The organism is Actinoplanes sp. NPDC023936 (assembly GCF_040639325.1).
Lineage (GTDB): Bacteria > Actinomycetota > Actinomycetes > Mycobacteriales > Micromonosporaceae > Actinoplanes.
The window spans coordinates 1-20,322 of record NZ_JBEZZR010000004.1 but is presented as its reverse complement, the minus strand read 5'-3'; the positions used below and the strand labels follow the sequence as shown (position 1 = coordinate 20,322).

15 protein-coding genes are annotated in these 20,322 nt (G+C 70.5%); 11 read left to right on the top strand and 4 right to left on the bottom strand.

The annotated features are described in order from the left end of the window. The first annotated feature begins 18 nt into the window (after positions 1-18). The 4 genes from AB0F72_RS06365 to AB0F72_RS06350 are packed head-to-tail and all read left to right on the top strand — an operon-like array spanning position 19 to position 5,324. Positions 19-1,080: an AAA family ATPase gene (locus tag AB0F72_RS06365; protein WP_360426114.1), complete on the top strand. Its 1,062-nt coding sequence runs from the start codon at positions 19-21 to the stop codon at positions 1,078-1,080. After that, positions 1,073-3,247 (top strand): DUF5682 family protein, encoded by a 2,175-nt coding sequence (locus AB0F72_RS06360; protein ID WP_360426111.1) that lies wholly within the window; start codon positions 1,073-1,075, stop codon positions 3,245-3,247. The genes AB0F72_RS06365 and AB0F72_RS06360 overlap by 8 nt, the downstream gene beginning before the upstream one ends. After that, a complete protein-coding gene (locus tag AB0F72_RS06355) occupies positions 3,244-4,467 on the top strand; it encodes a VWA domain-containing protein (protein WP_360426108.1) in 1,224 nt (407 codons plus the stop codon). The genes AB0F72_RS06360 and AB0F72_RS06355 overlap by 4 nt, the downstream gene beginning before the upstream one ends. Positions 4,468-4,481: 14 nt before the next feature. Further along, positions 4,482-5,324, top strand: coding sequence for a class I SAM-dependent methyltransferase (locus AB0F72_RS06350; protein WP_360426105.1), 843 nt, complete (start codon positions 4,482-4,484; stop codon positions 5,322-5,324). Positions 5,325-5,388: 64 nt separating this feature from the next. Here the strand turns inward: AB0F72_RS06350 and AB0F72_RS06345 are convergent, their stop codons facing one another. Beyond that, a complete protein-coding gene (locus AB0F72_RS06345) occupies positions 5,389-5,619 on the bottom strand; it encodes a hypothetical protein (RefSeq protein WP_360426103.1) in 231 nt (76 codons plus the stop codon). A 946-nt stretch (positions 5,620-6,565) separates the two neighbouring features. Between AB0F72_RS06345 and AB0F72_RS06340 the strand changes: the two genes are divergently transcribed. After that, positions 6,566-7,294, top strand: a complete 729-nt coding sequence (locus tag AB0F72_RS06340) for a hypothetical protein (protein WP_360426100.1) — start codon at positions 6,566-6,568, stop codon at positions 7,292-7,294. Between the two features lie 71 nt (positions 7,295-7,365). Here the strand turns inward: AB0F72_RS06340 and AB0F72_RS06335 are convergent, their stop codons facing one another. Further along, positions 7,366-9,315, bottom strand: a complete 1,950-nt coding sequence (locus AB0F72_RS06335; RefSeq protein WP_360426097.1) for a S8 family serine peptidase — start codon at positions 9,313-9,315, stop codon at positions 7,366-7,368. A gap of 377 nt (positions 9,316-9,692) precedes the next feature. Here AB0F72_RS06335 and AB0F72_RS06330 point away from each other — a divergent pair, with 377 nt between their 5' ends. Then, positions 9,693-10,346, top strand: coding sequence for a hypothetical protein (locus AB0F72_RS06330; protein ID WP_360426094.1), 654 nt, complete (start codon positions 9,693-9,695; stop codon positions 10,344-10,346). 147 nt (positions 10,347-10,493) lie between these two features. Here AB0F72_RS06330 and AB0F72_RS06325 read toward each other — a convergent pair whose 3' ends face one another. Then, the gene (locus AB0F72_RS06325; protein WP_360426090.1) at positions 10,494-12,299 is read right to left on the bottom strand and encodes an IPT/TIG domain-containing protein; all 1,806 of its coding nucleotides are present in this window, start codon (positions 12,297-12,299) and stop codon (positions 10,494-10,496) included. Between the two features lie 240 nt (positions 12,300-12,539). Next, positions 12,540-15,458 (bottom strand): IPT/TIG domain-containing protein, encoded by a 2,919-nt coding sequence (locus AB0F72_RS06320; protein ID WP_360426087.1) that lies wholly within the window; start codon positions 15,456-15,458, stop codon positions 12,540-12,542. Between the two features lie 275 nt (positions 15,459-15,733). Between AB0F72_RS06320 and AB0F72_RS06315 the strand changes: the two genes are divergently transcribed. The 5 genes from AB0F72_RS06315 (at position 15,734) to AB0F72_RS06295 (ending at position 20,114) form a co-directional block, all read left to right on the top strand. Next, positions 15,734-16,486, top strand: coding sequence for an NUDIX domain-containing protein (locus AB0F72_RS06315; RefSeq protein ID WP_360427033.1), 753 nt, complete (start codon positions 15,734-15,736; stop codon positions 16,484-16,486). Beyond that, positions 16,483-17,454: a molecular chaperone DnaJ gene (locus tag AB0F72_RS06310; protein WP_360426084.1), complete on the top strand. Its 972-nt coding sequence runs from the start codon at positions 16,483-16,485 to the stop codon at positions 17,452-17,454. Before AB0F72_RS06315 ends, AB0F72_RS06310 begins: the two co-directional genes overlap by 4 nt. Positions 17,455-17,465: 11 nt before the next feature. After that, positions 17,466-18,425, top strand: a complete 960-nt coding sequence (locus AB0F72_RS06305) for a hypothetical protein (RefSeq protein WP_360426081.1) — start codon at positions 17,466-17,468, stop codon at positions 18,423-18,425. Further along, positions 18,422-19,621 (top strand): adenylosuccinate synthetase, encoded by a 1,200-nt coding sequence (locus AB0F72_RS06300; RefSeq protein WP_360426078.1) that lies wholly within the window; start codon positions 18,422-18,424, stop codon positions 19,619-19,621. The genes AB0F72_RS06305 and AB0F72_RS06300 overlap by 4 nt, the downstream gene beginning before the upstream one ends. Positions 19,622-19,820: 199 nt before the next feature. Further along, positions 19,821-20,114 carry a DUF1540 domain-containing protein gene (locus AB0F72_RS06295; RefSeq protein WP_360426075.1) on the top strand — a complete coding sequence of 98 codons (294 nt, stop codon included), beginning with the start codon at positions 19,821-19,823 and terminating at the stop codon, positions 20,112-20,114. Positions 20,115-20,322: the final 208 nt, after the last annotated feature.

Genomic DNA, 20,322 nt, shown 5'->3' with positions numbered 1-20,322 from the left:
CACGTTGAAAAAAGTTCAGTGACCGCACTGCGCCCGCACGCCGAGGACCAGTACGCCGAGGAGCTGGCCCTGCTCGCCGACGCGGACGAGCGGCACCGGCCGCCCGGCTGGCGGCTCTCCCCGCACGCCGTGGTCACCTATCTGCTCGGGGACGGTGCCAAGATCACCCCGAAGTACGTGGGGCCGCGCCGCCTGATCGAGGTGGCCGTCGCGACCCTCGCCACCGACCGGGCGCTGCTGCTGCTCGGCGTGCCGGGGACCGCGAAGACCTGGGTCTCCGAGCACCTGGCGGCGGCGATCTCCGGCGATTCCACGCTGCTGGTGCAGGGCACCGCCGGCACTGCCGAGGAGTCCATCCGGTACGGGTGGAACTACGCCCGCCTGCTCGCCGACGGCCCCACCGACGCGGCGCTGGTGCCGAGCCCGATCATGCGGGCCATGCGGAGCGGCGCGATCGCCCGGCTGGAGGAGCTCACCCGGGTCCCGTCCGACGTGCAGGACGCGCTGATCACCATCCTGTCCGAGAAGACGCTGCCGGTGCCGGAACTGAACACCGAGGTCCAGGCGCAGCGCGGGTTCAACCTGATCGCCACGGCGAACGACCGGGACCGGGGCGTCAACGAGCTCTCCAGCGCGCTGCGGCGGCGGTTCAACACCGTCGTGCTGCCGATGCCGGCCAGCGCCGACGACGAGGTGGAGATCGTCGCGCGGCGGGTCGCGCAGCTGGGCCGTTCGCTCGAGCTGCCCGATGTCCCCGAGGCGCTGGAGGAGATCCGCCGGGTCGTCACGATCTTCCGTGAGTTGCGCAGCGGGACGACCGAGGACGGGCGTACCAAGCTGAAATCGCCGACCGGCACGCTCTCCACAGCGGAGGCGATCTCGGTGATCACGAACGGGATGGCGCTCGCCGCCCACTTCGGCGACGGCACGCTGCACCCGGCCGACATCGCGTCCGGCATCGTCGGCGCGGTGGTCAAGGACCCTGCCTCGGACGGCGTGGTCTGGCGGGAGTACCTGGAGACCGTGGTCCGTGAGCGCACCGGCTGGCGCGACTTCTACCGGGCCGCCAGCGATGCCTGAACGGCTCTACGGCATCCGCCACCACGGCCCCGGTTCGGCCCGCGCCGTGGTGCGCGAGCTGGATCGGCAACGGCCGGACGTGGTGCTGATCGAGGGGCCGCCGGAAGCCGACGACCTGGTGCGCTGGGCGGCGGACGACGGTCTGCGGCCACCGGTGGCGCTCCTGGGGTACTCGGTGGACGACCCCGCCAAGGCCGCGTTCTGGCCGTTCGCGGTCTTCTCACCGGAGTGGCAGGCGATCCGATGGGCGGTGCGGCACGGCGTTCCGGTGCGCTTCTTCGACCTCCCGTACGCGTACACATCGGAACTTGATCGTGAAAAGCGTGTCCGGCGGCCGGTCGATCCGATCGGTGAGCTGGCGGCCGCCGCCGGTTACGACGATCCGGAACGCTGGTGGGAGGACGTGGTGGAGCACCGCGGAGTGCCGGTCTTCGAGGCGATCGAGGAGGCGATGACCGCGATCCGGGACAGCGCCGAGGAAGATCCTTCGGATCTGGTCCGGGAGGCCCATATGCGGTCGGTGCTGCGGGCGGAGCGACGGCGGCACGACGACATCGCCGTGGTGTGCGGCGCGTGGCATGTGCCGGCGCTCGCCCGCAAGGTCCCGGTGAAGGACGACACCGCGCTGCTCAAAGGCCGGCGCAAGGCGAAGGTGGCGGTCACCTGGGTGCCGTGGACGTACGGGCGGCTGGCCTCCTGGTCCGGTTACGGCGCCGGGGTGCGCTCGCCCGGCTGGTACCACCACCTGTTCGCCAATGCCTCCGACGTGGTGCCGCGCTGGCTCGTCGACGCCGCCGGAGTGCTGCGTGCCGAGGGGGTTCCGACGTCGTCGGCGCACGTCATCGAGGCGACCCGGCTCGCCGAGGCGCTGGCCACCCTGCGCGGGCGACCGCTCGCCGGTCTGGCCGAGGTCACCGAGGCGGCCGAGGCGGTGATGTGCGACGGCGAGCCGTTGCGCACCGAGCTGATCGCCCGTCGCCTGGTCGTCGGGGAACGGCTCGGCACGGTTCCCGACGAGATGCCGGCCGTCCCGCTCGCCCGCGACCTGGCCGCCGAGCAGAGATCGGTGCGCCTCCGGCCCGAGCCTGCCGAGCGCGCCCTCGACCTGGACCTGCGGCGCGAGATCGACCTGCGACGCAGCCGGCTGCTGCACCGGCTGCGGACCCTGGACCTCCCGTGGGGTGAGCGCACGCCGAACCGGCGGGGCACCGGCACGTTCCGGGAGGAGTGGCGGATCTGCTGGCAGCCCGAGTTCGCGGTGCGGCTCGTCGAGGGGAGCATGTGGGGCACCACCGTCGCCTCGGCCGCTACCGCACGGGTCACCCGGCGGGCCGATGCCGCCACCACGCTCGCCGAGGTGACCGGACTTGTGGAGATCTGCCTGCTGGCGGATCTCGGCGACGCGTACCCACGGGTGCTCGCCGCTCTGGACACCCGGGCCGCGCTCGACGCCGACGTGCACCATCTGATGGCGGCGCTGCCGGCGTTGGCCCGCACTTCCCGGTACTCCGACGTCCGCCGTACCGATGTCTCCCATCTGTCGGCCGTCACCGCCGGACTGCTCGGACGCATCTGCGCCGGACTGCCGGCGGCCGCCGGCTCGCTCTCCGACGAGGCCGCGAAGCAGCTGCGGGACGGCATGGACGGCGTGCACCAGGCGGTCGCGCTGCTCGGCGACGACGCGTTGCGCGAGTTGTGGCTCACCACGATCGCGGCGCTCGCGGCCCGGCCCGGTCTGCACGGTCTGCCGGCCGGGCGGCTCACCCGGCTGCTGCTCGACGCCGGGCGGCTGGACGCGGCCGAGGTGCGGCGGCGACTGCGGCTGCCGCTGACCGCGGGTGGCTCACCGGCGTCCGCCGCCGCCTGGGTGGAGGGCTTCCTGGCCGGTGGCGGGTTGCTGCTGGTTCACGACGAGGCGCTGTTGTCGCTGGTGGACGAGTGGCTGGCGGACATCCCGCCGGAGTCGTTCGAGGACGTGCTGCCGTTGCTGCGGCGGACGTTCGGCGGGTTCGACGCCGGTGAGCGGCGGGCGATCGGCGAGCGGGTGGCGCGTGGCACCGGCAGCGGGGCGGCCGCCGAGACGGCGCCGGCGATCGATCGGGAGCGGGCGGCTGCGGCGCTGCCCACCCTGTCCGCGCTGCTGGGACGAGAGCTGGAGATGCGATGACGGGCGCTGACTCAATCGGGCTACCGGCTGCGGAAGATCAGCGGCCCGGCGCCGACGACCGGCAGCCGGGCGCTGACGCTCGGCGGGAGCGGCAGCGGCGGTGGCGGCTCGTGCTCGGCGGGGCGGCTGACGAGTCGCTCGGCGCGGCCGCCGCCGGCAAGGACGGCGCCATGGACGCGGCGATGGCGGCGCTCTACGACAGCGCCGAAGCGGGCTCCGCCGGCCAGCGGTCGGCCGGCCTGGGCAGCTCGGCGCCGAAGGTGGCGCGCTGGCTCGGCGACATCCGGGAGTACTTCCCGAGCACCGTCGTCCAGGTCATGCAGGCCGACGCGATCGAGCGGCTCGACCTGACCCGGCTGCTGCTGGAACCGGAGATGCTCGCCGCTGTCGAACCCGACGTGCACCTGGTCGGCACGCTGCTCTCGCTGAACCGGGTGATGCCGGACGCGACGAAGGAGGCGGCGCGGCAGGTCGTGCGTACCGTCGTGGAGCAATTGGAACGCCGGATCACCCAGCGCACCCGGTCGGCGGTGTCCGGCGCGCTCAACCGGGCGGCCCGGATCCACCGGCCCCGGCACGCCGACATCGACTGGGACCGGACCATCCGCGCCAACCTCAAGCACTACCAGCCCGGCCACGGCACGCTGATCCCGGAGCGCTTGATCGGGTACGGGCGGCGGACCACCGCGGTGCAACGGGACGTGGTGCTCTGCGTCGACCAGTCCGGCTCGATGGCGTCGTCGGTGGTGTTCGCCGGGGTGTTCGCGGCGGTGCTGGCGTCGATGCGCTCGCTGCGGACGTCGCTCGTCGTCTTCGACACCGCGGTGGTGGACCTGACCGAGCAGCTCAGCGACCCGGTGGAGGTGCTGTTCGGCACCCAGCTGGGCGGCGGGACGGACATCAACCGGGCCCTGGCGTACTCCCAGCAGCTGATCACCCGGCCGCGCGACAGCATCCTCGTGCTGATCAGCGACCTCTACGAGGGTGGTGTGCGGGAGGAGATGCTGCGCCGGGTCGCCGAGATGACGGCCGCGGGCGTACGGGTCGTGGTGCTGCTCGCGCTCTCCGACGAGGGCGCGCCCTCCTACGACCACGAGAACGCGGCGGCCCTCGCCGCCCTGGGGGTGCCGGCGTTCGCGTGCACACCGGACGTCTTCCCGGAACTGATGGCCGCCGCGATCGAACAGCGGGACCTGATGGCGTTCGCGGCCGCGAAGTAACTACCGTAGGGGGCATGACTGCTTACTTGAGCAATCCGTCGATCTGGCAGGAGAGCTGGGACCGGCAGCAGGAGGCGTTCCTGCCGGACCGCGAGCACCGGTTCGAGGCCATGCTGGACGCCGTCGCCGCGGTCAGCGACGTCGCGGGGACCGGCGGCACGGTCAGCAACGCCTCCGGCACCGGCACCGACACCGGCACGGTCACCGGCGGCGATGCTCCGCGTCTGCTCGACCTCGCCGGCGGGACCGGGTCGATCAGCCTGCGCGCGCTCGCCCGCTTCCCGCTCGCCCGGATCACCGTGCTCGACCAGGACCCGGTGCTGCTCACCATCGCCGAGTCGTCGCTGCGCGACCGGGCCACCATCGTGGACACCGACCTGAGCGACCCGGCGTGGCGGTCGAAGCTGCCGCACGATGCCTTGCGCGATGGCTACGACGCGGTGCTGACCGCGACCGCGCTGCACTGGCTGCCGGCCGAGCGGCTGCGCACGCTCTACGCGGAGATCCGCGAGGTCCTACGGCCCGGTGGCGTCTTCGCGAACGCCGACCACATGCCCGAGGAGGGCCTGCCGGAGCTGTCGGTCAAGCTGCGCGATCACGCGCGGGCACAGCGTGAGGCCCGGTACGCGTCCGGAGCGTCCACCTCGTGGCCCGACTGGTGGGCCCGCGCCGCCGCCGACGAGCAGCTCGCGCCGAAGGCCGTCGAGCGCGAGCGGATCTACCCGGCCCGCGAGCACGGTGACGCGTGGACGCCGCCCGCGTCGTGGCACGTCCAGGCGCTGCTGGCGGGCGGGTTCCGGGAGGCCGGAGTGATCTGGCGCGGCGGCACGGACGCGGCAGTGGCCGGCCTGCGCTGACACCTGCCGAAGGCTGAGGCCCGCGGCGTGTCAGTCGGTCCGGCGTGTCAGTCGGTCCGGCGTGTCAGTCGGTCCAGCGGAGGAAGCGGTCGAACAACTCCGAGGCCGGGGACTGCGGCATGTCGCGGGCCGCCTCTTCGATGTAGTCCCACATCAGAACGGCGAGTTCGACGCGGCCGTTCTCGCGGGTCAGGCGCTCGCGAGCCGGCGCGCACGGCCAGGGGCGGCCGCAGGACTCGCACTTCCAGGACGGCTTGGCGGGCGCATGCTCCACCTCGCCCCCGGTCACGGACATGACCGGCCGCAACCCGTCTGATCAGGCAAGAGCCCCTCCTCCGGCATACGCGCGCACGAGGGAGCGTCCAGGTCCGCCGCCATCGCACCCGTGGTTCACACACCTTGCTGGGCGATCCGGTGCGGGGTCAACCGCCACCGCTGCCACTCCCCCTTCAGGGGACGCCCCACCAGGCCGGACCAGCCCCGCCTGACCTCGATCCGACACCCCCGACCAGCCCGCCACCCCGCGCCGCCGGCCTGCCCCGCCGTCCTGCCCCGCCGCGCCCCGTTGCCCCGCCGCGCCCCGTTGCCCCGCCACGCCCCGTTGCGCCCCGTTGCCCCGCCGCGCCGTCCCCACTTGTCGGTGTGGTGGTGCGGCGCGGGTCTGCGGTAACTGGTGGGGCCCCTGGCGTCCGCGAGGTTCCGTGAAGCGCGAAGGCTCCAAGATCGCGGAACACTCCCGCATGATGAGGCCCGTCCACGACCCCGACGCGCCGGAGGCCCAGCCACAACCGAGCCGTAGCTCCGGCAGGCAACCAGAGCGCTCTGACCTGTCCCAGCTACGGCTCGGCGAACCCAGCCGTAGCTGGGACAGGCAACCAGAGCGCTTTGACCTGTCCCCGCTACGGCTCGCCATCGTCGGCCGTAGCCCAGCACGGTGATCAAGCGCTTTGACCTGCTTCAGCTACGGCTCGGGGCAGGACCGGCGGCGCGAGCCCTCCGCGGCCGGGCCGGCGCGGCGAAGTGCGAGGCCGGACCAGCGGGGCGGACCGCACGCCCGGGCCAGCGGAGTCCAGCGCACGCCCGGGCCAGCGGAGCCCAGCGCACGGCCGGGCCAGCGGAACCCAGCGCACGCCCGGGCCAGCGGAGGGCGCTGAGAAGGTGGCGATCTGGTCGAATTCCGTACTGTATGTCCTCATATTTGGGAGCATGGAGGCTCGCTAAATCAACGGGAGGAGGACGACATGGCCGACGAGGACGAGAAGGAACCCGTGACCAGCGGCCTGTACGCCTCAGCGGTAGCCGACACCCCGGAACGCCGGAACCGCCGGCGCAAGCAGGCGATCGTGGGGATCACCGGCGCCGCCGCGGTGCTGGCCGGCGCCGGTTTCCTGGTGCTCCAGCTGAACAGCGCCGAGCAACCGAGCCTCCCCGAACCCGCGGCACTCGCACCCCTGACGGACTCGGCCCCGGCGTCCGCCCCGGCCGAACAGGAGTCCAGCGAAGCAGATCCCAGCGAGACTCGTACCCCCAAGAAGACCACCAAGCCGGCGGATGCCGTCGAGATCAGCCCCGCGCCTTCCCCCTCGCCGAGCGCGACGGAGGCGGAAGCCTCCGCCGCGGCGAAGGACCGGCTCAAAGCGGCCACCGTGACCGCGGGACCGGTGTCCGAGCGCACCGAACTGCTGAAGAACGGCACGATCCGCATCGTCTCCGCGCCGCGCGACCTGACCGGCGAGCGGGATCTCCAGCTGGCCGCCGACCGGGGAAAGCCGGCGGGTCAGGGGGTCACCTGCACGACCACGGTACGGATCACCGGCGGTGTCCCCGAGAGTGCGCGCCCGACCATGCTGCTCTGCTGGCGCACCTCGGAGGAGCGCAGCGTGGTCACGATGGCGGTCGTCCCGTCCGGCGAGCCACCGACCGCGTCCAGCGTCGAGATCATCGGCAGGGAGTGGGCGAAACTCGGCTGAACGGCGATCGGGCAGGGCCATTGTGGCCCTGCCCGATCATTCAGCGACCGATAACGGTCAGAGGGTGACGGTCAGAGGGTGACGGTGGCGCTGGTCGCGCCGAGGATGCCGGCGGCGTCCGGCACGACGACGCGGTACTTCTGCTTGACGGTCAGCCCGGTCACCGGCGTCTTCGCGGTCTGCGCCACGAAGGTGCTCACGTCGGTCCAGAGACCGCCGACGAACTGCTGCACCCGCACGGTCTGGCCGGCGACCCCGTTGATCGTCACGGTCATCGAGCCCTTCAGACCGCGGACGGCGCTCACCGTGGCCTTGACCCGGTAACTCACCGTGGCCGAGGTCGCGGCCGCGTTCGTCGCCGACGGGACGACCTTGAGCTGCAGCTGGTACGCGGCGGTCGCCTTGCGGCTCACCGCGACGGTGCCGGAGGACGTCGTCACGGTGTCGGTGCAGGCGAACCCGGCGCCGTTGTCGGCGACGCAGACCTGGACCGCCTTCTTCGCGAAGGCCTTGCCGCCGGCCTTCACCGTGAACGTGGTGACGCTCGTCGTCCCGTAGTTCACATCCTTGGCGCTGACGTTCGCCGTGATCACCGGCGTGAGAACGACCGGCGCGGGGGTGGTCCTGGTCGGCGTGGGAGTCGGCGCCTTGGTGGTCGGCGCGGCGGTGGGCGCCTTGGTGGTCGGAGCCGTCGTCGGCGCCTTGGTGGCCGGCGCAGTGGTGGGCGCAGTGGTCGGCGCCTTGGTGGGAGCCGTCGTCGGCGCGGTGGTGGCGGGCGATCCGGCGGCGGCCAGCGCAGCCGCGGCGTCGATCCGGCCGTAACCGTAGTCGGTGTCGAACCCGGCGCCGCCGAGGTCCACGGCGGACTTCTCCAGCAGGGACTCGATCTGGTCCGGGGTCAGCGCCGACCGGTAGCTCTTCAGCAGCGCGGCCACCGCCGCGACGTGCGGCGCCGCCATCGAGGTGCCGTTGAGGTTCGCGTACATGCCGCGGGCGGTCGGGTAGGTGCTGATGATGCCGCTGCCGGGGGCGGCGACGTCCACATAGCCGCCGGCGTTCGAGTACGACGCGTACCGGTCCGCCGAATCGGTGGCGGCCACCGCGATCACGCCCTCGTCGGCGCCCGGGTAGGAGATCGGGCTCCCCGAGGTACGGCTGTTGCCGGCGGCCGCGACGACCGTGACGCCCCTGCTCCGCGCGTACGCGACAGCGTTGGTCACCGCGGTTACCTTGGCGGTGGAGCCGAGCGACATGTTGATCACCTGAGCGCCGTGGTCGGCGGCCCAGACGATGCCCTCGGCGGTGTCCGACATGTACCCGCTGCCGTTGGCGTCGAGCACCTTGACCGGCAGGATCTTGACGTCCGGCGCGACCGCCGAGACGCCCACCCCGTTGCCGGTGACCGCGGCGATCGTGCCGGCCACGTGCGTGCCGTGCCCGTTGCCGTCGGTGCTCACACCGGCCCGGTCGGCGATTGCGTCGTAGCCGCTGAGCGTGTTGGCGGCCAGGTCCGGGTGGGCGGCGTCGACGCCGGTGTCGATCACCGCGACGGTGACGCCGGAACCGGTCGACCGCTGCCAGGCGTTCGCCACGTTCATCTTGGTGAAGTCCCACTGCTGGGACCGGTACGGGTCGCTGCCGGTGGGGATGCCGAGCGCGTGCACCGGCGCGTCCACCTCGACGCCGACCGCATTCTCCGCCTGCTGCGCCTTCTTCACCAGCTTGACGGCGGCCTTCTTGCTTGTCGCCTCCTCGACGGTGACGACCGGGCGGCCCTCCTCGTCGATCGTCGTGCTGACGACCCGGGCAGGCCGCGTCGTGCTCACGGTGGCCGGCACGATCTGCTCCGGCGCCTCGGTGAGGCCGTAGGTGACCGGCACGATCTGCTCCGGCGCCTCGGCAAGGCCGTAGGTGACCGGCACGAAGTCGTTCGTCCCGGCCGGCAGGGCGACCACGCCCACGGCCGCGAGCGCACCTGCGGCAACGGCTCCGGCGGCGTACCGGCGCAGCTGAACCTTCATCCTCGACCTCGTTCTCCCGTTGTCATTTCTCCCGTTGGCGCTGGGTACGAGCGTCGGCCAGGTTCGTTCCGCGCTGAGTGAGCGAAGAGTTGCGGTCCGGTAGCAGCGGATCCGGCCGGTGAGGAGGCGCACTCATCAAACTCTCAGCACCCGGATTGGTGGATTTAGCCCCTTATGTCACAGGCATTGGCAGCATGAATACTCGGGTCCGCCATCCCGACTTCGGCGGATCAACCAGTTTCGACCAGCCAGAACCCAGAGGGGTACCAATCATGACAACTCATGACGAAGACCGATCCGAGGGAGAGGCCGACCGCCCGGCGCCGGCGGCAAGCGTCGCGCGGCCACCCCGTCGCCGCGCGCGGGCGGTGGCGGGCGTGGCCGGACTGGCCGCGATCCTCGGCGCCGGCTCCTACCTGACCACCACCTGGATCGTCAGCGGCGACAACGCCACCGAGACCCGCGAGGTCACCGCGCTGGCGCCTCCACCGGAGGCGTCGACCCCGGCGGAGTCCCCGGCGACCGAGTCGCCCGCGCCGTCCCCGTCGAAGTCGCCGGCGAAATCCGATGGCGCCGCGACCACGTCACCTGCCCCGCTGACCAGCGAAGAGGTCAGAAAGCAGGTGATGGAGGCCCGTGCGAAGGCCGCGAAGGACGGTTACGAGGTGAAGCGCGCGCTCGAGCCGGGCACAGATGTGGCCGCCCCGGTCGGCGAGGTCGCCGTCACGAACGAGGGCGATCCCAAGAAGGGCGGCACGCTGCGCACCATCTCCGCGAAGTACGACCTCACCGGCCAGCGCGAGATGCTCTGGATCGCCGGCGGCGTCAAGAAGGTCGGCGACGCCGAGTGCACCCAGAAGTTCCGGTTCAGCAACGAGGACGAGCCGCGGGTCCGCCCGACCATGCTGATGTGCTGGCGCACCGAGAAGACGAGGAGCGTCATCACGATCGCGGTCCGGCCCACGGGCGGCAAGCCCGATGCCGAGAAGGCCGTGGCCAAGCTCGACGAACAGTGGAACAAGATGGGCTGAGCAGAGATCACAACGCGACCGCGGCGGTGCTTCCGGCACTGCCGCGGTCGCTCTTCATTCCCATTTTCCCGGTACGGGCACAGAAGGCGGCCCGGAGCATCCGCGCTCCGGGCCGCCGTAGTGATGCAGCGGGACTTACCTGTGTTCCTAGTAGTCCGCGACGGTGAAGGTGGAGCCGCTGGAGATGCGGGAGAAGTCGACGTCGACCAGCGTGCTGGTGTCCGAGGCGTCCTCCACCACCACCAGCGAATAGGTGCCGTCGGCGACCTCATCCGTGGCCGCGGTGAAGTCCTTGGTGGTGGCGTCGAGAAGGTTGTTCAGGGCGAGCGTGCAGATCAGCTCGACATCGCTGATCACCACGATCCCGGTGCAGGCGGTGACCGGGTCGACGGTCGCCCAGGCGCCGTTGGTACCACCGCTGGCGCTGGCGAACCAGTCGGTCGTCACGAGGAAGACCCGCGAGCTCGCGTCGTCGTAGTCATTGGTGTTGGTGACGACCAGATCGTTGAACCCGGCGCCCATGATGTCCAGGGTGGGTGTCGTGTTCGCCACGGCGGCGTTCGGCGCGGTCGTGATGCCGTAGGAGTACGTGAAGATCGCGGCCTTGTTCTGCGTGCCCGCGGAGGTGGTGACACTCAGCGCGGCGGGACCGGCGGCGCTGGCCGGCGTGGTCGCCCGGAACGAGGTGTCGTCGATGACCCGGATGTCGGTCATCGCCTTGCCGCCCAGGGTCGCGGTGAGCAGAGCATCGTCGGCCTCGGGAATGCCTTCGAGGCCGGTGAACAGGACACTCGTGCCACCCTGCGCGGGGCCGCCGGCCGGGCTGGCCACCGCGGTGCCGAGGTCGAGCGCCGGCGCCACGGTGTAGCTGGCCGGAGCGGCGAGCAGCGGGCCGGTCGTCTTGTTGCTGTAGAGGCATGTGTTGTACGTGCTCGTGGCCACGTCGTCCTCAACCTCGACAGTGGCCGGCACCAGCAGCGCGACCTTGCTGTTCGAGATCTTCGTGATGGTGACGACGTTGAGGTAGTCGGCGTTGCCGGTGGTGTACGTCGCCGGGCAGTTCTCCAGCGTGAAGATCGCGCCCGGAGCGTCACCCTCGATGATGGCCGACGCGGTCGTCAGCGTGATGGTGTTGGTGCCGCCGGAGTTGCCGGCCGTCGGGCTCAGGGTGGCCGGCGGAAGCGGCGTGTAGGTCGCGGTCGCCAGCAGCGCGGAGTTGCTGGCGTTGCCCGCGTAGATGCAGATCTTGTACGCCGAGGAGGCGGTCAGGCCGCTCGGAACCGTGATCGACGCGACGGTGTTGGCGGCGATGCCGGCGTTGGCGTCAGCCGCGACCTTGGTGATCGTCGCCGTGGTCACGCCTGTCGTCAGGTACGTCGCGTTGCAGGCGCCGGCCGAGTTCAGCTTGAAGGTCGCCGCCGGAGTGGTGGCGGAGGCCAGGTAGGGGCCGACCCCGGTCGCGGTGATGGCGTTGCCACCGGCGACGGGGCCGGCCGTCTGGCTCAGTGTCGGCGTTGTGGACGCCGCGCTGACGACCAGGAGGTCCGTGGTGTTGACGGTCAGGGCGGTGGTGCCGCCGACCGTGGTCGCGGACGCGTAGATGCATCCCTTGTAGCTACCTGCCGCGAGAGCGGGGATGGTGACCGTGGCGGTGTCGTCGTTATCGATCGCCACGGTGCCGATGCCGGTCGTGGAGGTTCCGAACGTGGTGCCACAGTTCGCGGTGCTGGCCACGAAGCGGGCCTTGGCCTCGTTGTTCAGGGTGGTGAACGCGCCGACGGCGGTGACCACGGTTGTAGTGCCACCACCGATGGGGGCCGTGTCGACGGACATCTCCCCGGTGACGCCAAAGGCCGGTGCTGCGGTGCCGGCCACCACTGCGACGGCCGCCGCCGCCACGACGGTGCCGGCCCGGAGGGGCCGGAAGCCGGTTCGAGGTTGGGACTTGCGCATGCGAGGTCCTCCTACGGTTCCTGACGAACCGCTCAGTGGGTTTGGGTGAGCCCGCGCGCGAGGTCAGCGGGCCGTCTGGAAGGAGCCTAGCCCGGCAAATCACGATAAAAGCTCATAACGCCGGAGTCCAATGGATTGGTCCGCTTTAGCTGGTCCATTCGCCGCCGTCCGGCAGGGACAGACCGGCGGCCCGAGCATGAGCTCGGGCCGCCGGCTGAAGATTCAGCTGGTGCTGATCTGTCAGAACGGGGCAACCGTGAATACGGAGCCGCTGGAGAGGACACTCTGGCGGTAGTTCGGGTCGGCGGTGACCGCGTCCGGCGAACCGTTGCTCACATAGGTGAGGTTGTAGGCGCCGTTCGGCACGGGAGCGCCGAAGACCGACACCGTATGCGTCCCACCGGTGGTGGCGGTTGTCGGCTTGGACAGCGTGGCACTCGCTCCACCGGGAGCGACGACGCTGATCGTGGTCGCGGTGTCGATGTTGCCACCGGTGATCGGCCGTCCGACGTCACCCTGGGTGAACGATCCGGGCGGCGCGGTGACATTGGCCGACGCGTTTCCGGTCACCACCAGCGGAACGCTACGTGCCGCGGAGACGATGGTGGTGCCTCCGGAGTGGGCGCCCGTGGTTCCCCGCGAGATGGTCGCGCTGGACACGGTACCGCCGGAAGCCGGGGTCACGTCCACGATCACGGTGTTCGGCGCGAAACCGATGCCGGTGACCGTCTTGCCGATGTCGGCGTAGGTGAAGAGCGCGTTGGCAGCGGAGGTGATGAGACGGTCGCCGGTGCCCGCGACGGCCGTGTCCGCCGCCGCGCGGGTGTCGAGCGCTGCCGTCGTCTGGGCGATCTGCGCGCCGTCCGGACCGAGCCGGCGGTGGAGATTGAGCGTGCAGACCAGATCGTTGTCGGTGATGACGAGAACGCTGCCGCACTCCTGCACCGGCCCGTTGACCTTGTTACCGGCGGACACGACGGTACGCGAGTTGTACTCCCCGCGAACCAGGTAGATGTGCGCGTCGGCATCGTTGGCGCCGAAGGTGACGTTGAGGAAGTCCGCGCCACGCACGGCGATGTCGATCGGCCGCGTGTTCGGCGCCGTGTTCGGGTCTGCCTTGAGAGCGTGCAGGTAGGAGAACGACGACGCGAGCGTCCGCGTTCCGGCGAAGGTGGTCACGACCAGCGGCACACCGTTCTCCGGAGCATGGATCGGAGTGATCGCGGTGAAGGTGGTCGCGTTGACCGGGGTGACGTCGATGAGCGGGACACCGCCCAGCGTCGCCGTGATCGAGCCCGGCGTGGTCGGGAAGCCGGTACCGGTGATGACGATTTCGTCGCCACCCAGCGCGGAGCCGGCCCGCGGCGACACGCTCACCAGCGTGTGGACTGTCGTCGAGGTGTAGGTCGCGACAGCGATGAGGGTGCTGGTCGACGTGTTGGTGCCGTTGTAGACGCACATCTGGTACGGCGTCGGCGTGCCCAGGCTCAACGGCAGCGCGGGAACGACCACGGCGAGAGACCTGGTGGACACCACGCGCGGCGCCGAGGCCTGGATGACGCCGTGCACGACCGGCGTGTTGCCGGAGGCGGCCGCGAACGGCACGTTGGACGGGTAGATCGCCGGGCAGGTGGCCGCGGTGGTGAAGGCGACACCCGGCGCCGAGACACCGACCAGGAAGGCAGTGGTGGACGAGACGGTGATCGCGCCCGGGGACGTGCCGGCGCTCGAGCCGACGCTGCTGCTCAGGGTCACCGGAGACAGCAGGATCGTGTAGGGCGCCGCGGCCGCGGCGATCAGCACGTCGGACGTGGCGGTGCCGCCGTAGAAGCAGACGGTGTACGGCGTGCTCAGCCCGGTGGCGAGCACGTCGGTCGGCACGGTGGCCGTGACCACGCTGGTCGAGGTGCGCACGATGCTGGTGGCGATGCCACCGCCCGGGCTCCCGTAGGTGCCCGGGCACCCGGTCGTCGTGAACACCACACCGGGGATGTCGGTGAACGGCGCGCTACCCGTCGGCGCGGTGAAGGTCAGCGTGTTGCCGCCGCCGCTGGTACCGGTCTGCGCGCTCAGCGCCACACCCGGCGTGAGGATGAAGGCGTGCAGCGGGTCGGCGAGCTGAGCGCTCGTCGTCGTGGCCCCGGCGTAGAGGCAGACGTTGTAGGCCCGCGCCCCGCCGCTGCTGAGGGCCAGCGTGCTGGGGATGGTGAAGGTGGCGGTGTTCTCGTCCACCCGGGTGACGTTGGTGCCGGCCGCGGTCGTCTGACCGGAGATCGTCGTCGTGTAGTTGGTCGGACAGCTGAGGTTCGTCGTCATCACGACGCCCGGCGTGCTGCCGCCCGCAAGGGGGGCCGCCGTCCTGATCGTCACGGTCGACCCCGCAGCGGCGCCGCTCGGGCTGATCGTGGGCCGGACGGTGAAGTTCCGTGGGCTGCCCGAGTCGGAGAGCAGCGTGCTCGCTCCCGTATAGACGCAGACCAGGTAGTTGCGGTTCACCCCCGCCGACGAGATACCGGGCGGCACGTTGAAGGTGACCGAGTAGTTGCCGCTCTTGGCGACGTTGGTGGCCGCGAAGGCGGTCGTGCTGGTGGCGTTGGTGCCCGGGCAGTTGACGGCCGAGCTGAAGAGAACCGTCGGCGTGGCGGCGGCGAACGGCCCGGTGGCCGTGGCCGACGAGAACGTCGCGGTGACGGCGGTGCCGGGGACGCCCGCGTTCGGCGTGATCGGCGGCAGGGCGCTGATCGTCGCCGGATCATTTTGGAGGGTACCGCTCACATAGATGCACAGGTTGACGTTGCGCGCTACGGATCCGGCGGTGGCACCCAGCCCGCCCGGCATGACGAACGTCATCGTCGCGGTGGCGCCGCCGCTGTTGGCAGCGTCCTCACCTGTCGCGTCGATGATGGTCGAGCCGTTCGACGTGGCGGAGCAGGTGGTGTTCCCGGTCGTGAGCGTGACGACCGGCGTCACGTTCTGCGTGAAGATCGAGCTCGGAGCGACCACCGTGACAAGGGTGCCGGCGGAGGCGCTGCTCGGGGTGATCGAACTCAGTGCCACGGCGGCGTGGGCCGCCTGCGGGCCCACGAGTAGGGCGGCTCCCAGCGCCCCGATGGAGAGCCCGGCATACGCAAGCCGGGCCCTGGGATTGGATTTGGACATGCGAGGTCCTCCTACGGGTTCATGCGAACCGCGTTTGGCTGGAAAGGGGGCCCGCGGTTCGGGGAACCGTCGTGGGCCGTCTCGCCGGAAGCGTAACGATTAGAGACGGTTCGCCTCCCCAGAGTTACCAAGATGGGTATATGTCTGACATTCACGTACAAACTCTCAGCAAACATCCAGTTGACAGCCGCATCATGCCGCGCTAAGTTGCTCTCAGATCGAGTAAGACTCACATTGAGAACTACTTGTTGAGAACAACCGAGGCGGAGGCGACGATGGAGGATCAGGAGAGCTTCCTGGCCGGCTACGACCCGCGGAGATACCCGTCGGTCGCGGTCACCGTGGACGTTGTCGCCCTGACGATCCGCAACGGCACGCTCTGCGTGCTGCTGGTCGAGCGCGGCGCGCAGCCGTTCGCCGGGCAGCGGGCACTGCCCGGCGGCTTCGTCAAGGAGGAGACGCTCGACGACGCGGCGCTGCGGGAGTTCGCCGAGGAGACCGGGCTGACGCCGGGCCGGGGCGAGCTCGACCGGGTGCACCTGGAGCAGCTGAAGACGTACGGCAACCCCGGCCGCGACCCCCGCATGCGGGTCGTGTCCGTCGCGTACCTGGCGTTCGCGCCGAGCCTGCCCGAGCCTACGGCCGGCAGCGACGCGGCGCGGGCGTACTGGGTGCCGGTCGACGAGGCGAAGGATCTGGCGTTCGATCACGACGACGTGCTCGCCGACGGCCTGGAGCGGGCCCGGTCGAAGCTGGAGTACACGCCGCTCGCCACCGCGTTCGTGGCCGAGGAGTTCACCGTCGGCGAGCTGCGCCAGGTCTACGCCGCCGTCTGGGGTGAGGACCTGCATCCCGGTAACTTCCACCGCAAGGTGCTGTCGGTGCCGGGGTTCGTGGAGAGCACCGGGCGGACGACCTCGCGGGGCGGCGAGCGCGGCGGCCCGAAGGCGAAGCTCTACCGGGCCGGTGACGCCACGCTGCTGCACCCGGCGCTGCTGCGGCCGACCGGTGAGGACCGGGTCCGATGAGCACCCTGGTCGGAGCGGAGAGACGACGCCGGCAGGCCGAGCACATGGGGCACGTGAGTTTCGACGACGCGGTCGCCCGGATCATGTCCGCCACGAGCTTCACGGAGCTGGCGGGCGGCGGTCACACGTACCGGGAATGGGCCAAGATCGTGCACCCGGATGCCGCCGGCGCGCAACGGCGCGCCATCGCGACGGAGGCTTTCGCCAAGCTTTCGGCCCTTTATCAGCGGCGGAACAGCGGCGCGACACTCAAGACGAAAACCGCGACATATCGGGTCGGTCCGGTCTTCGCGAGCGGCGACATCGCGGAGATCTACGCGGACGGCGCGGTCCTGCTGAAGATTCCCCGCGACCCGGCGGACAACGACCTGATGGAGGCCGAGGCCGAGGCTCTCCACGATCTCCAGACCCGGGGAGATCCGCGATTCCGGGCCTACGCGCCGGTCCTCACCGACAGCTTTCTCCACGAGGACCAGGCGAAACGTCGCAGACGGATCAACGTGGTGGAACGGCAGCGCGGCATGCTGCGCCTCGATCAAGCCGGGCAGATCACGATCCCGGACGCGATCTGGATCTGGCGGCGGCTGCTGATCGCGATCGGCTGGGCGCACCGGGCCGGGGTGGTGCACGGCGCGGTGCTGGAGAGCCACGTCCTGATCCACCCGGAGCGACGCGGCCTGGTCCTCCTCGACTGGTGCTATGCCGGGCATCGACCGAGAGCGATAGTGAAGGCAAGCGAGGCGGCCTACCCGCCGGAGGTGCTTCACGACAGGACCGCGAGCCCGGCCACCGACATCTACATGGCGACCGGCTTGATGACACGGATCATCGGCCCGGCCCGGATGCCCGAACCGCTGCGGCGGTTCGCCGCAGGCTGCTGCTACGACGCGCCGCGGATGCGGCCCCAGGACGCCTGGGCGCTGCTGGGCGAATTCGACGAGCTGATCCCCGAGCGGTACCGGAACTGAAGGAGTTTGTGATGGGAAGCGGACACTGGTCCACCGACGTTTACACCGCAGCCTCGACCTACCGCGCCGCTACCGGCAAGAGCGCCTTCGACTACAGCGACAGCGGCGCGCGCCGGGTCCACCCGGATCTCGATCCGGACGGGGTCTTCATGCGGGAGTCGCGGGACTCGGAGGAGCACCCGTTCAGCACGCCGATCGCCGTCCTCTTCGACGTCACCGGCTCGATGGGCAACGTGCCGCGGGTGCTGCAGACCAAGCTTCCGCAGCTGCTCGGGCTGCTGACCAGGAAGAGTTACGCGATCGACCCGCAGATCATGTTCGGTGCGATCGGTGACGCGACGTGTGACCGGGCGCCGCTGCAGGTCGGACAGTTCGAGTCGGACAACCGGATGGACGACGATCTCTCCAAGATCTACCTGGAGGGCGGCGGCGGTGGGCAGAAGCACGAGTCCTATGAGCTCGCGCTCTACTTCATGGCCCGGCACACGATCATCGACTCGATGGTCAATCGCGGACGTCGGGGATACCTCTTCATCATCGGCGACGAGATGCCGTACCCGCGGGTCAAGCCGCGGGAGGTGCAGGCCGTGATCGGCGACCGGATCAAGCAGCCGATTCCGATCGAGGAGATCATCGCCGAGCTGCGCCGCCGCTACGAGGTCTACTACATCCTGCCGACCGCGGCCGGCTGGGGCGGCGACTCCGAGGTGCTGGCCCGCTGGCGCGAACTGCTCGGGCAGAACGTGCTGGAACTCGACGATCTGGACGCGGTCTGCGAGACGATCGCGCTGACCGTGGGCCTCGGCGAGGACGCGATCGATCTGGACGAGGGCATCGCCGATCTCGAGGACGTCGGCTCGGCGGCCGGCGACTCGGTGGGCCGCGCCCTGGCGCCGCTGCAGCGCACCGCTGTGGTCCGTGGCGAGCCGTTCGAGATCACCGCCGGCCAGGGCGGGAACCAGCGGCTGTGACGGAGCACATCGCCGTCGTCGATCTCGGTTATGGCGATGCGGGCAAGGGCACGATCGTCGATGCGCTCTGTGCCGCCTCGCCGCGGCGGGCGGTGCTGCGCTTCAACGGCGGGGCGCAGGCGGCACACAACGTGGTCACCGAGGACGGCCGGCACCACACGTTCGCCCAGTTCGGCTCGGGCACCCTGCGCGGCGTCCCGACCCACCTGACCCGCTTCATGATCGTCGACCCGCTCGCGCTGGCCGGTGAGGCGAAGGCTCTCGGAAACCCGTTTCACCTGCTCACGGTGGATTCCGACGCACTGCTCGCCACTCCGTGGCATCGCGCCGCGAACCGGCGGCGGGAGGTCGCGCGCGGGCCTGAGCGGCACGGTTCGTGCGGCATGGGCGTCGGCGAGACGATGGGGTACGCGTTGACGAACTCCGATGCCCCACGGGTCGCCGACGTGCTCTCCCCGGCACGCCTGCGCCGCCGGCTGGCGGCGGTCCAGGCCGCCCTCCCCGATCCGGGGATCTCGCTGGACGACGTGATCGACGCCTTCACCGCGTTCGGCGAGGCGGTCCGCATCGTCGGCCCCGAGCACACCGGCCGCCTGCTCAGCGAGGGCCCGTGCGTCTTCGAGGGCGCCCAGGGTGTCCTTCTCGACGAGTGGCGCGGCTGGCATCCGTACACGACGTGGTCGACGACGACGTTCGACAACGTGGCCGAGCTCTGCGACTCGTTCCGGCGTCTCGGCGTGGTCCGCGCCTACACCACCCGGCACGGCACCGGCCCATTCGTCACCGAGGCGCCCGGCCTGGACCTGCCGGAGGCGCACAACGGCGCGGACGCCTGGCAGGGCGCGTTCCGGACCGGCCATTTCGACGCGGTGGCGCACCGGTACGCGGCCGAGGTGGCCGGCGGGGCCGACGCGCTCGCGATCACCCACCTGGACGCGCCGGAGCGCTGCCCGGATCTCGGCATCTGCACGGCGTACCGGGAGGGCGGCGCGATCTGGGACCGGATCGAGCCCGGCCCGCATCGGGACCTGGCGTACCAGGAACGGCTCACCGAGCGCCTGGCCCGCGCCGTGCCGGCCGCGACGCACCGGCCGGAAAACTGGGCACGGGAAATATCAGAATTGCTCGGCACACCTGTGGCAATCGAATCACACGGGCCCCGTAGCAGCGACAAAAGAATTGGCGTCGCGGTGTGACCTGAATTCGTTACCCTGGAGGCACGGGAAGGAAACATTCCCTGCTCAGAGCCGTAGGCAAGGCTAACCTAAATTGATTGAGGCTTGCCTTACCTAATGTAATAGAACTTTTCCGGCGGCATCATTGAATGACTGGAATAGAATCCGCGATCGGGGTTATGGTTCGGTAAGGCCATTAACGATCAGGGGAGTCGAAACCATGACGCAGATGATGAACATGCCGCGTGTGCAGACCTGCACGGTCGCCGAGTGCGGCTACAACCACGACGGCTGTACCGCCTTCGCGATCACGATCGGCAGCCTGCAGACCGCCGAGTGCGACACCTTCATCGGCTCCGGCGAGAAGGGCGGCATGGGTGTCGCCACCGCCCAGGTCGGCGCCTGCAAGCGCGCCGACTGCACCTACAACGAGAACCTCGAGTGCCGCGCCCCGGCGATCACCGTCGGCGCCTCCGCCGACAAGGCCGACTGCCTGACCTACGCGCGCGCCTGAGCCGTTCGCGCCTCGCCGCGGGCCCGTCACCGTCTTCCGGTGACGGGCCCGCGTCGTACGATGCCACTTCGCTTAAGTGCATCTTGGAGTCGGTGCTGGTGAGCGGCTAGCCCCAATGCCGGGTAGTTAAGGATTCGCGGCGGGTGTCAAGAGTGTCGCGAGACGAAGGCGGCGGGGTCTCGGTATAGAGGTTTGTCACTCCAAGACA